Origin of the sequence: Sediminibacillus massiliensis (assembly GCF_900156915.1) — a bacterium.
Lineage (GTDB): Bacteria > Bacillota > Bacilli > Bacillales > Amphibacillaceae > Sediminibacillus_A > Sediminibacillus_A massiliensis.
The window spans coordinates 984,739-998,953 of the sequence record NZ_LT732535.1 but is presented as its reverse complement, the minus strand read 5'-3'; the positions used below and the strand labels follow the sequence as shown (position 1 = coordinate 998,953).

Sequence of the window (14,215 nt, the reverse complement as noted above, 5' to 3'; positions counted from 1 at the left end):
ATTGATGTCACATGTTCCGGCGCTGGAATCTTAAAAAACAATTTGCAACCGTATTCTTAGTATTAATCACTTTACCTACGATCTTGTTTGGAATTTTGATTTATTATCAAACAACCCATGCTTTCAAAAAACAGGCGGAAGAGAATACGATTGCCAGGTTGGAGAAAAACGATGACAATTTGATATCAATCATCAGAAATATCGAAACAATGACGTCTTACATGATTTATGATGAAAGCTTCAAGACTTTTATGACTACCCCGGAAACGGAAGTTCAGGAAATGAGACGGGTGGAAGAAAATATCAAAGGTTACTTGACATTTCAGCTTATGAGTAACCGTTATATCGATTCCATTCTGCTATCAGGAGAGGAAGGAAGCTCTCTTGAGTTCGGCACACCTATCCAGGCGGATGAAAGTTCGCTCCTAGAACAGGCACGAACAATGGGTGGAGGTCCTTCTTGGAGTGACAGCTACCAGGTAGAAAGTGAGTGGGGCGGAACCCAGAAGGTAGTCAGTCTTTCCAGAATGATCAACGATATTGATAATATTTCGGAACCGATTGGGCTGGTGCGGATAAGGCTTGATGTTCCAGCTCTGTATCAAGCGGTAGAAACCGACGCTGAACAGCAAGGGGATTATTTTGTCCTGTCAGAATCCGGGGAAGTTGTCCTTCATCCGGATACATCCATGGTCGGGGATAGGTTTCCTGATAACAATGTCATCGATTTGGTTATGGGCAGTGAGCAAAATGTCACGACTTTTCAACATGGAAATGATGATTACTTGTTAGTGAAAAGCCCGATCGAAGGCACGAGCTGGTATTCTGTCGTTACAGTTAATGAAGGGGAAGTCGTCAAGGGATTGTATCAAGTGAGATCCTTGATTACCGATATGATTCTTCTGTTGATTTTGTTGGGCATAATTGCTTTTGCAGGTTTTTACTATTTCAATATTAAACGGATTACAGAGCTTACAGCACAAACCAAACAGCTGGAAAACGGCGATTTCTCTGCAAAAGTCAACGTTACTTCAGAGGATGAAATTGGAAGGCTTGGAGCCAGATTCAATCGGATGGTGGTTATGATTCAGCAATACATCGACAGAGAATATAAGCTGAAAATCAAACAAAAGGAATCAGAGTTAAAAGCGCTTCAAAGTCAAATAGACCCTCATTTTCTTTATAACACACTTGATATGATCAGATGGACTGCCAGGCTGGAAAAGGCGATGGAGACCGGCCAGTTGATTGAACGTCTATCGAAAATTTTCCGGATGAATTTGAATATGGGAAAAATGTGGGTGACTGTAGAAGAAGAGGTTATCTATATTCAAAACTATCTGGAATTGCAAAAAAGCAGAATGGGAGAGCGATTGCAGTTTTCCATTTATTATGATGCAGAAATCAAGGATGCCTATATAATGAAACAGCTCCTTCAGCCTCTGGTGGAAAACAGCATCCTGCATGGGTTTAAGGACCTCCAGGGTCAAGGTTTCATCAACCTTCGTTGTTATCGGAAAGACGAAGATTTGATTGTTGACATCATAGACAATGGCAGGGGATTTCCAGATCCTTCAGACGAACTCAAGCAAGATAGCAGCAAGGGATATGCCTTGGAAAACCTGCGGGAAAGACTGGGATTAGCTTTTGGCTCCAGTTATTCCATTGAAAAAGTGGATCGTCGACAAGGAGCCTGGATCCAGGTCAAAATGCCGGTCCTTCATAAAGATGATATAAAATACATTCAAGAGTCAGGTGAGCAGAATGACTTATAAAATGCTGATAGTCGATGATGAGCCGATTATCTGCAGGGGACTAAAGGAAACTATACCCTGGCAGGAAGCAGGCGTTGAAGTGGTAGATGTTGCATATGACGGTAACGAGGCCATTGAAAAGCTGCAGCGTTGGCAATCTATCGATTTTGTGATAACCGATGTAAGAATGCCAAACAAAGATGGTCTTGAGTTGGCTCGATATTTGGCCGAGAACCGTCCATCTGTACGGACAATCATGATCAGCGGATATGATGAGTTCAAGTATGCCCAGCAGGCCATTCACCTGGGGGTAAAGGATTACTTGCTTAAACCTGTCGATGTGGATGAACTATTGCATGTGGTCCATAAATTGATCGAACAATTGGAAGAAGAGAAAAAAGAATCAAGAAGTTTCTTATTCTCCAGTATCCGAAATGCCATTTACACACAGGTGTTTGACTACCCGGTTAAAAAGGAGGACAGTTTTCCTGAGGAGGATGTAACCGTATTTCCGTTCCTTACTATGATAGGAAATTATGGATCTCTGTTGGACCAGAGTATTGACGGGACTGTAGAAAACATAAAGCTGGACTGGAAACAGAAACTGGATCAACACCTTTTTAACTCTGGTTTGGAAAGCATCTCTATTTTTACCGGAGAAAACATTCTGCTTACCTGTGTTCTGGCAAAGAATTCAAAAGAGCTGTCAGCGGATGACTGCCTGCCGATAATAAAGGAGGCTATAAATGATCAATCCTTTTCTCTTTTATTTGTATTGAATCAAACTACTGTACAACTTCATAACCTCGGCAAAGTTTACAAGGGGCTGAGACAAGATGTTGAGTATCTGGCGGTCGTGGAACAAGGAATCATAGTCAGCCCTTTCGACCAGTCAATATTATCAAAAAACCAACCATATCCGAATGAAATAGAAAGCGACTTGATTGATTCCGTCTTTCAAAACCAAGGAAAAACTGCTGATTTCCTGGAATCCTTATTTGCATATTTGAAAGAACACCGTTTCTTACTGAAAGAGGTAGTGCCATATTGTTCGGAAATCGTATCGAATATCCGGAAGCGGGCGGAAAAACTACTGAAAAGAAATACAGGAGATGGCAAGCTGAACTTCGAACGGCGGATCGACTTAACTGTTTACAATTCTTATGAGCTTGTTGAAGATTTATTTATCCAGGACATTGAACGGTTGATGAAAGAGTTTGAACTATGGGAAATTGACCGTAATGACTGGATGATCGAAAGAGCGGAGGAGTATATTAAGACCTATTATGCTTCTGACTTAAGAGCACAGGAAGTTGCGGATGTCATAAACATCTCACCGAATTATTTCAGTTCGCTCTTTAAGCAGAGGACCGGCAAAAATTTCACCGAATATATTAATGAAATCAGAGTGGAGAAAGCCAAAGCGCTGCTTGAAGAAACACCATTTAAAGTGCATGAAATAGCCGAGCAGGTCGGTTACCATGAATATAAATACTTTGTGGAAGTATTCAAGAGATTTTCAGGGACAACCCCGACTAAATACCGCAAAATGACCGTTAACAGGTTATCCTGAAACAGCTGAATTTTATAAAAGGAGAGATATTATGCAAACGAAAACAATTAAAGTACCGGATAAATTTATGATTGGAGCAGCAATCTCGGCCTGGCAGTCAGAAGGGTGGACCGGAAAAAAAGACACACAAGACTCTTATCTCGATTTATGGTACAAAAATAATAAAAACGTATGGCATAACGGATATGGGCCGGCTGTAGCCACCGACTTCAGGAACCGTTACAAGGAAGACATTGGGTATATGAAGGAAATAGGACTTACCCATTTCCGTACCTCGATCAATTGGTCGCGCTTTTTGACAGACTATGAAAACGCTGTAGTAGATGAAGAGTATGCCAGTTATATAGATGATATGATCAATGAGTTGATAGCGAACGGTGTGGAGCCGATGATTTGCCTTGAACACTACGAAGTACCTGCCGTGCTATTTGAAGAGTATGGCGGCTGGGGCTCCAAACATGTGGTCGAATTGTTTGTAAAATATGCCGAAAAAGTGTTTGAACGGTATGGGGACCGTGTTAAACATTGGTTCACGTTTAATGAACCTGTGGTCGTTCAAACACGTGTGTATTTGGATGCTATCCGCTGGCCATTCGAACAAAATACAAAGAAATGGATGCAGTGGAATTACAATAAGGGCCTGGCAACCGCCAAAATAGTCCAGCTATTCAAAGAGAAAGGGCTTAAGGAGAAAAACGGTGCCAAAATCGGCGTCATCATCAACCCGGAAGTTACATATGCCCGGTCGACAGCTGAACATGATCAGGAGGCGGCGAGAATCTATGATTTGTTTTTCAACAGAGTCTTTCTTGACCCTTCCATACATGGGGTTTACCCACAGGAATTGTTTGATTTAATGGATAAACATGACATTAGATTCGAATCTACGGAAGAAGAGTTGCAAATCATCAAAGAGAATACTGTAGACTATGTTGGCCTGAACCTATATTTCCCGCATCGTGTAAAAGCAAGGAGTACTGCCTGGAATGAGAGAACACCATTCCATCCTGAGTACTATTATGAAAAATTCGACCTGCCAGGAAAGAAAATGAATCCTTATCGAGGCTGGGAAATCTATCCGCAGATCATGTATGATATGGCTGTTCGCATGAAAGAAGAATATGGCAACATTGAATGGTTCATTGCAGAAAACGGTATGGGAGTAGAGAATGAAAAAAGGTTCAAAAATAATGAGAATGTAATACAAGACGATTACCGGATCGAATTTATCAGTGAACACTTGAAATGGCTGTTGAAGGCTGTTGAGGAAGGCGTGAATTGTACGGGATATATGCTTTGGGCTTTCTCTGACAATGTTTCACCAATGAATGCATTTAAAAACAGATATGGGCTGGTGGAAATCGATTTGGAAGATAACCGGAATCGTACCTTGAAGAAATCCGCCTATTGGTATAAACAATTGATTGAAACCGGACAATTTGAAGCATTGGATGATGATATCAATAAATAATGAAATGCTACTGATCAGACAGGCGCACTAACAGGGATGTGGGGGATTAGTATGAAGCGTTATCTAGCTTTTGATATTGGCGGGACATATATAAAATACGGGATTGTAAATGACAAGGCTGAAATTATGGAAAGTGAAAAAGTTAAGACTCCAAAAACATTGAATGAGTTATTGGATTGTATTGAACAAATTGCCAAGCGTTATCACGGAATTGCCGGCATAGCAGTAAGTTCTCCTGGAGCTGTTTCATCTGAAGGAGTTATCCACGGTTCCAGTGCGCTTCCTTTCATTCATGGGCCTAATATAAAAAAACTGATAGCTGAACGGACGGGGTTGTCGGTTTATTTGGAAAATGATGCCAACTGTGCTGGTTATGCAGAACTGTGGAATGGTTCAGCTAAAGGAAAAAAAGACGTTCTTGTCATGGTTATCGGTACAGGTATCGGTGGTTCTGTAATAAAAGACGGTCTCCTTCATAAAGGCGGAAACCTTCATGGCGGCGAATTTGGATACATGTTGATTAACAGCGACTTTGTCGAAAATGATGGGGTGTGGAGCAGAGTGGCTTCCACGGCAGCCTTAGTAAGAAATGTGGCCGCCAAAAAGGATGTAGATCCAGAATCGTTGACAGGGGAGGAAATTTTCGCGATGGCCGATGATGGTGATTCTGACTGTCAAGAAGCAATCGACCAATTTTATCGGCTGCTTGCCCTTGGTATCTACAATCTCCAATATATTTACGATCCGGAGATAATCTTGATCGGTGGAGGGGTAAGCGCAAGAAGTGATCTTATTGACAAGATAAACGATAAACTGGATTGGATTTTGGAAAATGTTACATTGGCAAAAATCAAACCCAATATCGCTGCCTGTAAATTCCGCCAAAATGCCAATTTGTTAGGTGCAGTATACGGATTTCAAAAAGAAAACAATATTGTATAATATATTAGAATAGAACGTTTCTGATAGTATGGAGGAAAAGCTGATAAGCTTTTCCTCTTTTTTAGGAATTTTGCACGCAAACATCTCGGCACTACACCTATCTGCCCGTCAATATTCTTATTTAAGCCATAAAAGTTGATCGGAACTGTAAACTAGTGAATATCCATTCAAGGGAAGCTCCCTCTTGTTTGTGATAGCGAAGTAGATGTAGTAGCTTCGGCAGAACACTTCGCTTTCCGCAGCGTTGGGCAACCACTCAAACCGAAAAGGACGGAAGGAAGTCATCCTGAAGAAAGTTAGTTCACAGTTTATGGGATAAACGATAAAACAGAAATCTATTAAACCCCTTTTTATTAACGCAGGATATTAGCTAATAGGATTAGATTGTTTTAAAATGATAGAAAATGCATGCTTTTCATTTTTTGTATGGAGGATTTTTATGAATATAGTATCGATAGACTTTGAAACTGCCAACAGTGTCCGGTACAGTCCTTGTTCGATAGGAATAGTGGTCGCAAATGAGCATGAGATCATCGAAGAATATTACAGTCTCATAAACCCTTTGATGGAATTCAGCCCATATAACACCTATATTCACGGAATCAGAGAGGTGGATGTGGAGGATGCGCCGACTTTTGACCAATTATGGCCCGTCATCAGAGGTTACTTAGAAAATAATTTAGTTGTGGCGCACAATGCCAGTTTCGACATGAGTGTTTTAAGAGCTACTCTCGACCGTTATGAAATAGAGTACCCGGAACTGGAGTATCTTTGTACAGTGAATATCTCCAAAAAAGTATGGCCGGATTTATTCAATCATAAACTGAACACAGTGGCTTCTCATAATAACATCGAATTCAATCATCACGATGCTTTAGAGGACGCGAGAGTGGCCGCCTTGATTTTAATGGCTGCCCTCAAAGAGCAGCAGGCAGAAAGCATGGAAGGGCTCAAAGAAAAATACGGTCTTACTTGCGGCCGGATATTTGAAAGGGGTTATGTTGCTCCGAAAACAAAACCCGCTCAAAGAAAAAGGCGAAAGACACGACAATTCCATGATTAGATTGTCATAGTTTTTCCATTCTGCCGTTTATAAACGTAACATAACTCACTTTTTCTTGAATTTCGGATAGATAAAGAGCTTGTTTCATGTACTTCTGACTGTTTGTTTTTTCGCCAAGATAGGATAGGTTCAATCCTTTCTCATAAAGGAATTCTCCCAGCAGATATAGATTATGGTTCTCCAAACAGGCCCTGATCCCCTTGTTACAAAGATTGAGTGCTTGCTGGTAGTCTTCTTTTCTGCTTAATACAACGGCATAATTGTATAAAATGCGATAATATAAATTATCTTTTTGAAAAGATGGGGTCCTTTTCCAATATTGGATAGCACACTGATACCATGCGACTGCATTGTCGATGTCTCTTTCTTCGTTATATATGTTCGCAATCGAGTTCATGATTTCGATATCCCTGACAGTTAAAATGGTAAGGGCTGTTTCGGTGATTTTTAAGGCGTGATTAAGAGTACGGATAGAGCGGTGAAATTCCTGATTTACGTAGTAATCGCAAATTCCTTTGTTCCACAGCATGAATTTCTGCATGTCCATTGATTTGAATCGGGGATTGTTTGTTTCTGCGAGCAATAAATCCTGCGCTTCCTGAAAAGAAGAGTGAATGATGAGTTTTCTTATTTCTTCACAAAATTCTCTTGCATAGTCTTTACGGCAGTTATTGGCAAATTCAAAAAAATAATTGATATCAACCCCTAGCCTCAGGGCGATTCGGTAGAGAACCTGTGCTGAAGGAGAGACTTCTCCTTTTTCCAATCTACTGATAAAAGACTGTGTGCAAATATCTTCACATAGTTCCAGTTGCGACAAGTCCCGGTACTCTCTCAATTCTTTGATTATCTGCCCCAAATGACCCATAACTGTCCCCCTTTTAAAAACTATGATTATATTCATATTATAATATGAATAACAGTGAAGTGGCTAAATAACAACCTTTTTTAACGTAAATTCACTTGAATTCAGGCAATTATGCCTGTCTTTTTTTTGTCGGAAGTTAAATATACTAGAAACAATTAAATAGAAAGGGGGATCAAGATGAAGATTATAGCAAAAGTTTTCTTGATTGTATGGATAGTCGCAGGCATGTACGGAACATCGGGGGATCTAACTTCTATTCAAACCGCAGATGATCATTTACCACTTGCCCATTCTATGGATCAAATGTAGGGAAAGCATTGCCGGCATTTCTGATGTGTTTCTATGTCGATTGCAAGCCACTCAAACAAGGGAGGATATCGTATGAATGTAAGCAGAAGTCTGTTCGGCTTATTGACGATTCTCTTCGTTTGCAGCTATTCAATATCTCCATCAATTAAAGCTATCCAAACAAGAAAAGTGATTGAAACGGAAGTTTTGGACAGGGAGAGAATAGATGATTATGTCGGTCGACTAGAAGAGTATTTGATATTGAAGGAGGATGGTACAGTTTCATTCAATGAAGAAATCGAGTTTGTTTCTGATGTTCCTCCAGTTTTTGTCAGTGCCATTGAGCAGTGGATGGCTGCCATTAACAAAGAGGTGAAGGCAGGCACTTTGGAGATAGATGAGAACTATGAGATTTCATCTAAAGAACAAATAAACCAAAACAGTGCAGAGCTTATTACGCCAACAGAAACAAAGGCCGGAAAATCCAGTTTGAGTTTGTATTGGTGGGGTTACAAAATGTACCTCGATGACGCATTGACGAAAGAAACGAGGAATGCATTACTTGGCGGTGTGGTCCTGTCAAGGTTAGTAGATATATGGATTCCATGGTTCAGTGTTCCGACGGCTGCGTTACGCGCAGTTGCGGCTTCCGTTACATTGGTTGCAGGGTCAGCTGCCGCTGCATTGCACAAACAGAATAACGGAAAAGGTGTCTATATCCGCTTTACAGGAATGGTTCCTTTTAGTGTCGTTGTCACTGGGATTTTCCCGCAATAGCGTTACGAAGAGGCATCTAGAAGGATCATCAATATATCTACCTGTCCTTGTCCTATAAGTGACAGGTTTTTTAATTGTATAATTATAATTCATTTGTCAGAATGGTTCATTTTCGTTTATATTAAATAAATACATAAAGGATTATGAATATGCATATTCCTTAATTTTAAGAAAAATTTTGGGGGCAATCGTTTATGAAGGATATCTTACAGCGAGAAGTTAAAAACATAGAACAGAAACTTTGGGATATGAGCGATCATTTGTACCATAACCCGGAGCTGGGCGATGAAGAATATAAATCCATGAAACTATTAACAGACTTTTTGGAAGCTCATCGATTTAAAGTGGAAACAGGAATCGTAGAAAGACCTACAGCTTTTAAGGCGGTTTATGACAGTAATCTGGAAGGGCCTACCATTGCTTACCTGGCAGAATACGATGCATTGCCTGGCGTAGGTCATGGTTGTGGACACAATTTAATTGGAACGATGGGGACCGGGGCTGGAGTACTGCTGAGTAAAGTTGTTGATGAAATTGGGGGGCGAGTTGTTGTTCTCGGCACTCCTGCGGAAGAAACAAATGGGGCAAAAGTACCCATGGCCGAGCAAGGCGTGTTCAAGGATATAGACGCAGCAATGATTCTCCATCCGGCAGATGAATCTTACGAAAGCGGCGAATCACTGGCCATGGATGCTATTCAATTTGAATACCAGGGCCGAACAAGCCATGCCGCTGCATCGCCGGAGGAAGGGATAAATGCACTTGATTCCGTCATTCAACTATATAATGGAATTAACGCTTTAAGACAACATGTAACATCGGATGTTCGTATTCATGGGGTGATTACGGAAGGGGGAGTGGCAGCGAATGTGGTGCCGGACCGAGCAGTAGCCCAGTTTTATGTACGTGCCAAGGACAGGGGCTACTTGAACCAAGTTGTACAAAAGGTTAAAAATATCGCCCGCGGAGCTGCAGATATGACGGGAGCCGAGGTGAAAATCAGCAACTATGAATTAAGCTATGACGATATGGTAACCAATAAGACTCTGTCAAAATTGTTTACAGACAACCTTCTTGCCGCCGGAATCCAGAAGATACATAAAGCGAAAGATTCCTATGGATCGATCGATATGGGTAACGTAAGCAAAGTCGTTCCTGCAATCCATCCGTATATTGGGCTGGATTCACCGGGCCTAGTGGCACATACGAAAGAGTTTGCGGACACGACGATTACCGATAATTCACACACTGTACTAAGTAAAGGGGTCCTGGCACTGGCAACGACAGGATATGACTTGATTACTAATAAACAGCTTTTGGAAATGATGAAAAAAGAATTTGAGCAAAACAACTAACAGTTAGGATAGAATAGTCACAGAGTGCGGGCACACACCGGCACTCTGCTTATCCAGAATATTCGAAAAATATAAACTTTTTATATTCATAGATTTATCCTCTTTCCAAATTGGCAGACTTTTGTTAAGATACATTCAGATGAATAAATATACATCGATAGATTTCGACAAATGGAGGAAAAAAAGATGAAAAAGAAAATCTTATTTGCACTTATGATGGTATTCACTTTGCTGCTGGCAGCATGTGGCAATTCTGCAAGCCCCGAAGAAGCTGCCGGTGAGAACAGTACAGAAAAAGAGAAAGACGGTGGAAAGAAAGTAATAAAGATGGCCACCTCAGCCGACTTCGCTCCATTTGAGTCAAGAAATACAGCAGGAGATATTGAAGGGTTTGATATTGACCTTGCTAATTACATAGCCGAGGAACTAGGTTATGAGCTGGAGATTCAAGATATGAAATTCGACGGGTTGATCGGTGCTTTACAAAGCAACAGGGCTGATATGGTCCTCTCGGGAATGTCTGCTACAGAGGACAGGAAAAAGAATGTCGACTTCTCTATGCCTTATAACCATTCTGGTGAAATGTTCGTCACTTTGAAAGATTCACAGATTAGCAAACTTGATGACCTTGAAGGAAAAACCGTCGGCGTACAGCTCGGAACAATCCAGGAAGAAGGCGCCAAGAAAATCAAGGAAAATGAAGTGGATTTTGAGATGAAGCAATTGGATGATGGAACCGCACTTATCCAGGAACTTCTGTCCAACCGAATCGATGTCGCTTATATGGATAAGTCTGTTGCTGTTGGATATATCGAAGAGCAGGATTTGGCAGGTTTTGACGACCCGACTTCAAGCTCCCCGGGAATGGCGGTTGCTTTTCCTAAAGGAAGCGAACTTGTCGATGACGTCAACCAAGTACTTGAAGAAGCAGAAGAAAATGGAAAGCTTCAAGAACTAAAAGATAAGTGGCTCTCAGACGTCCAGTAACGAATCTTTTTTTAGATTGGCAATACAACAACCAAGAATTTATAGAAATGAGGTGTAAGGCATGAATTTGGATTTTAGCCAAATTGTGCCTTATATTCCTTTTATGCTGGAAGGAATATGGGTTACATTAAAATTTGTCGCAGTGGCAATACTATTCGGCTTCATATTGGGTACTATTATTTCATTATTCAAAATCAGCCATAAGAGAGTTCTCCGTTTTATCGGAGATGCTTATACTTCCATTTTCAGAGGGACTCCGTTAATCCTTCAATTAATGCTCATCTACTTTGCCATACCCCAGTTGACTGGATATGATATTACTCCATTCATATCAGCCATATTGGCGTTCGGTCTTAATTCAGCCGCATATGTATCGGAGATTATACGTGCTGGAATCCAAGCAGTTGACAAAGGACAGACAGAGGCTGCACAGGCATTAGGCGTTCCGTATCGTGCTATGATGAAGGATATTATTCTGCCGCAGGCGATGAAAAATATTTTGCCTGCATTGATGAATGAGTTTATCACATTGACTAAAGAGTCTGCACTCGTATCGACTATCGGTTATTTGGACCTTATGAGAAGGGCGCAGGTAGTTGGTTCGGATATTTACCGGAACTTTGAACCACTATTGTTTGTCGGCTTGATTTACTGGCTGATGGTGATGGGCTTGACAGTTGTCGGAAGGATGGTTGAACGGAGGTTGAGATTAAGTGATTAAAGTAGCGAATTTATACAAACAATTTGGCGAAGTGGAAGTTTTGAAGAATATTACGACTGAAATCGGAAAAGGGGAAGTCGTATCCATTATCGGGCCTTCTGGTTCTGGAAAGTCCACGTTCCTTCGTTGTTTGAATTTGTTGGAGCAACCGACGAGCGGAATTATAGAAATAGATGGAGAAGTACTGACAGATGCTGATACCAACATCATGAAAGTGCGTGAAAAAATCGGGATGGTGTTTCAACACTTTCATTTATTCCCTCATTTGACGGTTTTGGATAATTTAACTTATGCACCTGTCAAAGTAAAAGGGATCAGGAAACAGGATGCTGAAATCAAGGCGCGTGAATTGCTCTCAAAGGTCGGCCTTTCTAATAAGGAAAAAGCATATCCTACTAGTCTTTCCGGGGGGCAGAAACAGCGTGTGGCGATAGCCAGGGCACTGGCGATGGAACCGGAATTAATGTTGTTCGACGAACCTACGTCGGCATTGGACCCTGAAATGGTAAAAGAAGTGCTTGATGTTATGAAAGATTTGGCCAGGACAGGAATGACCATGGCAGTCGTTACGCACGAAATGGGATTTGCACGGGAAGTCGCCGACAGAGTGCTGTTTCTGGACGAAGGAGCACTTGTGGAAGAGGGGGAACCTACTGCTTTTTATGAGAATCCACAATCGGAACGGGCACGTGCTTTCCTTGACAAGATATTATAGTGAAACAAATGACATTCCGCATAAAAGCGGACTGTCTTTTTTTATGCTTTTAGGGAAGGGCTTACACTTTACATTTAGGTTTAAGTCAGAGATAATTAGGGAAAAGTTTTATGTTTGTGAATCTTTTATCAATTAAACATATCTACCACAAAAATGGGTAGAAAATGTTACTCTATTAAAAGAGTACATTGAAATAAATGTGAAAGGTGGATGCAACTTGACCAGCAATAAACCAAAAATCGTCGTTCTTGGTGCAGGATATGCCGGAATGATGACAACAAAACGATTGACTCAGAAATTGGAAGCAGAAGAAGCAGAAATTGTATTGGTTAATAAGCATAATTACCATTACCAGACAACATGGCTTCATGAACTGGCAGCTGGAACGCTCGACCCCAATAAGGTCAGAATGTTGATCAGTGACGTGATCGATACAAGCAGGGTCGACCTAGTGCACGATACTGTTGTCGAAATTAAAAAAGATGAAAACAGGGTCATCCTTGAAAACGGAGAACTGGAGTATGATTATCTGGTCGTTGGCCTTGGTTTTGAAAAAGCAACCTTTGGTATCAAAGGGATGGAAGAAAATGCTTTCTCCATCCAAAGCGTGGACAGCAGCCGGCTTATCCGTGAACATATCGAGTATCAATTTGCCCGTTATAGCAGCGGTGAGGATACGAACGAAGAGAACTTAAACATAATTGTAGGCGGAGCCGGCTTTACCGGAATTGAATTTGTTGGCGAACTTGCAGAACAAGTACCTAAGCTTTGTAAAAAGTATGATATTGACCGCAAAAAAGTCCGCATTATCAATGTGGAAGCAGCGCCTACGATTCTTCCTGGGTTCGATGAAGATCTTGTCGATTACGCACGTAAATCACTGGAATTCCGTGATGTGGAATTCAGAATCGGTACGAAAATCAACGAATGCAAACCGGATGCATTTGTCGTTGGAGATGACAATGAAGAGATCAAAGGCGGCACCATCGTCTGGACAGGCGGAGTTCAAGCCAATTCAATCCTTGGTAAATCCGGCTTCGAGATATTCAAAGGAAAAATGAATGTGAACACCGACTTGCGTGCACCTGGTTATGAAAATACCTTTGTCCTGGGCGACTGTGCTTGGGTGATGAACAAAGAAACAGATCGTCCATATCCTCCGACAGCCCAAATCGCTATCCAAGAAGCAGATACATGTGCAAACAACATTGCTGCTTTGTTAAGAGGCGGAGAGTTGGAAGAGTTTGTATTTGATAATAAAGGGACCGTTGCTTCACTTGGTGGAAGTCATGCTATGGGTACCATCTTCGAAGGGAAAAAATTATACGGTAAGACAGCCAGAGCGATGAAAAACGTAATTGATAACCGTTATCTATTCATGCTCGGCGGTCCGAATCTAGTATTGAAAAAAGGTAAATTACGACCTTTTTAATGAACTTCTTTTGGTAGGAAGATCTCCACTTAGAGGGGGGAAAAGAAATGAAAAATACACTGTTAGTCACCCTGTTGACATTACTTTCAACAGTTATATACACTGTGGTGGTAAGAAGCCAGGAAAACAGCAAAGATTTTCGTTAATAGTTAAACCGGTATTCTTCGGAATGCCGGTTTTCTTGTTGCAATAAATTAAGTTCTTCCAAAAAGCATGTCAGGGCTATTGCTATACAACAAGATTATTATCATAATATTATACTGATTAAT

At 41.1% G+C, this 14,215-nt stretch carries 13 protein-coding genes; 12 read left to right on the top strand and 1 reads right to left on the bottom strand.

Annotated elements, in window-relative coordinates:
* The first annotated feature begins 11 nt into the window (after positions 1–11).
* From CZ434_RS05895 to CZ434_RS05875, 5 genes are all read left to right on the top strand, one after another.
* Positions 12–1,775: a cache domain-containing sensor histidine kinase gene (locus CZ434_RS05895; protein WP_077622269.1), complete on the top strand. Its 1,764-nt coding sequence runs from the start codon at positions 12–14 to the stop codon at positions 1,773–1,775.
* Positions 1,765–3,327 carry a response regulator transcription factor gene (locus CZ434_RS05890; RefSeq protein ID WP_077622268.1) on the top strand — a complete coding sequence of 521 codons (1,563 nt, stop codon included), beginning with the start codon at positions 1,765–1,767 and terminating at the stop codon, positions 3,325–3,327. The genes CZ434_RS05895 and CZ434_RS05890 overlap by 11 nt, the downstream gene beginning before the upstream one ends.
* Positions 3,328–3,358: 31 nt before the next feature.
* A complete protein-coding gene (locus CZ434_RS05885) occupies positions 3,359–4,798 on the top strand; it encodes a glycoside hydrolase family 1 protein (protein ID WP_077622267.1) in 1,440 nt (479 codons plus the stop codon).
* Positions 4,799–4,849: 51 nt separating this feature from the next.
* Positions 4,850–5,740, top strand: coding sequence for an ROK family protein (locus CZ434_RS05880; protein WP_077622266.1), 891 nt, complete (start codon positions 4,850–4,852; stop codon positions 5,738–5,740).
* A gap of 439 nt (positions 5,741–6,179) precedes the next feature.
* Positions 6,180–6,803, top strand: a complete 624-nt coding sequence (locus tag CZ434_RS05875; RefSeq protein ID WP_077622265.1) for a 3'-5' exonuclease — start codon at positions 6,180–6,182, stop codon at positions 6,801–6,803.
* Between the two features lie 4 nt (positions 6,804–6,807).
* On the opposite strand, the gene CZ434_RS05870 is transcribed toward CZ434_RS05875, so the two are convergent.
* A complete protein-coding gene (locus CZ434_RS05870) occupies positions 6,808–7,671 on the bottom strand; it encodes a helix-turn-helix domain-containing protein (RefSeq protein WP_179107186.1) in 864 nt (287 codons plus the stop codon).
* Between the two features lie 177 nt (positions 7,672–7,848).
* Here CZ434_RS05870 and CZ434_RS22620 point away from each other — a divergent pair, with 177 nt between their 5' ends.
* The 7 genes from CZ434_RS22620 (at position 7,849) to CZ434_RS05840 (ending at position 13,946) form a co-directional block, all read left to right on the top strand.
* Positions 7,849–7,980 carry a hypothetical protein gene (locus tag CZ434_RS22620; RefSeq protein WP_281252246.1) on the top strand — a complete coding sequence of 44 codons (132 nt, stop codon included), beginning with the start codon at positions 7,849–7,851 and terminating at the stop codon, positions 7,978–7,980.
* A gap of 72 nt (positions 7,981–8,052) precedes the next feature.
* Positions 8,053–8,736: a hypothetical protein gene (locus tag CZ434_RS05865; RefSeq protein ID WP_077622263.1), complete on the top strand. Its 684-nt coding sequence runs from the start codon at positions 8,053–8,055 to the stop codon at positions 8,734–8,736.
* A 194-nt stretch (positions 8,737–8,930) separates the two neighbouring features.
* Positions 8,931–10,091 carry a M20 family metallopeptidase gene (locus CZ434_RS05860; RefSeq protein WP_077622262.1) on the top strand — a complete coding sequence of 387 codons (1,161 nt, stop codon included), beginning with the start codon at positions 8,931–8,933 and terminating at the stop codon, positions 10,089–10,091.
* 186 nt (positions 10,092–10,277) lie between these two features.
* Positions 10,278–11,078, top strand: coding sequence for a transporter substrate-binding domain-containing protein (locus CZ434_RS05855; protein WP_077622261.1), 801 nt, complete (start codon positions 10,278–10,280; stop codon positions 11,076–11,078).
* Between the two features lie 61 nt (positions 11,079–11,139).
* Positions 11,140–11,799 carry an amino acid ABC transporter permease gene (locus CZ434_RS05850; protein ID WP_077622260.1) on the top strand — a complete coding sequence of 220 codons (660 nt, stop codon included), beginning with the start codon at positions 11,140–11,142 and terminating at the stop codon, positions 11,797–11,799.
* Positions 11,792–12,514, top strand: a complete 723-nt coding sequence (locus CZ434_RS05845; RefSeq protein WP_077622259.1) for an amino acid ABC transporter ATP-binding protein — start codon at positions 11,792–11,794, stop codon at positions 12,512–12,514. Before CZ434_RS05850 ends, CZ434_RS05845 begins: the two co-directional genes overlap by 8 nt.
* A gap of 217 nt (positions 12,515–12,731) precedes the next feature.
* Positions 12,732–13,946, top strand: a complete 1,215-nt coding sequence (locus tag CZ434_RS05840; RefSeq protein ID WP_077622258.1) for an NAD(P)/FAD-dependent oxidoreductase — start codon at positions 12,732–12,734, stop codon at positions 13,944–13,946.
* Positions 13,947–14,215 lie beyond the last annotated feature (269 nt).

Coding starts and splice junctions, on each gene's coding strand:
- CZ434_RS05895 (WP_077622269.1), top strand. CDS start 12: ATGTTCCGGCGCTGGAATCTTAAAAAACAATTTGCAACCGTATTCTTA.
- CZ434_RS05890 (WP_077622268.1), top strand. CDS start 1,765: ATGACTTATAAAATGCTGATAGTCGATGATGAGCCGATTATCTGCAGG.
- CZ434_RS05885 (WP_077622267.1), top strand. CDS start 3,359: ATGCAAACGAAAACAATTAAAGTACCGGATAAATTTATGATTGGAGCA.
- CZ434_RS05880 (WP_077622266.1), top strand. CDS start 4,850: ATGAAGCGTTATCTAGCTTTTGATATTGGCGGGACATATATAAAATAC.
- CZ434_RS05875 (WP_077622265.1), top strand. CDS start 6,180: ATGAATATAGTATCGATAGACTTTGAAACTGCCAACAGTGTCCGGTAC.
- CZ434_RS05870 (WP_179107186.1), bottom strand. CDS start 7,671: ATGGGTCATTTGGGGCAGATAATCAAAGAATTGAGAGAGTACCGGGAC.
- CZ434_RS22620 (WP_281252246.1), top strand. CDS start 7,849: ATGAAGATTATAGCAAAAGTTTTCTTGATTGTATGGATAGTCGCAGGC.
- CZ434_RS05865 (WP_077622263.1), top strand. CDS start 8,053: ATGAATGTAAGCAGAAGTCTGTTCGGCTTATTGACGATTCTCTTCGTT.
- CZ434_RS05860 (WP_077622262.1), top strand. CDS start 8,931: ATGAAGGATATCTTACAGCGAGAAGTTAAAAACATAGAACAGAAACTT.
- CZ434_RS05855 (WP_077622261.1), top strand. CDS start 10,278: ATGAAAAAGAAAATCTTATTTGCACTTATGATGGTATTCACTTTGCTG.
- CZ434_RS05850 (WP_077622260.1), top strand. CDS start 11,140: ATGAATTTGGATTTTAGCCAAATTGTGCCTTATATTCCTTTTATGCTG.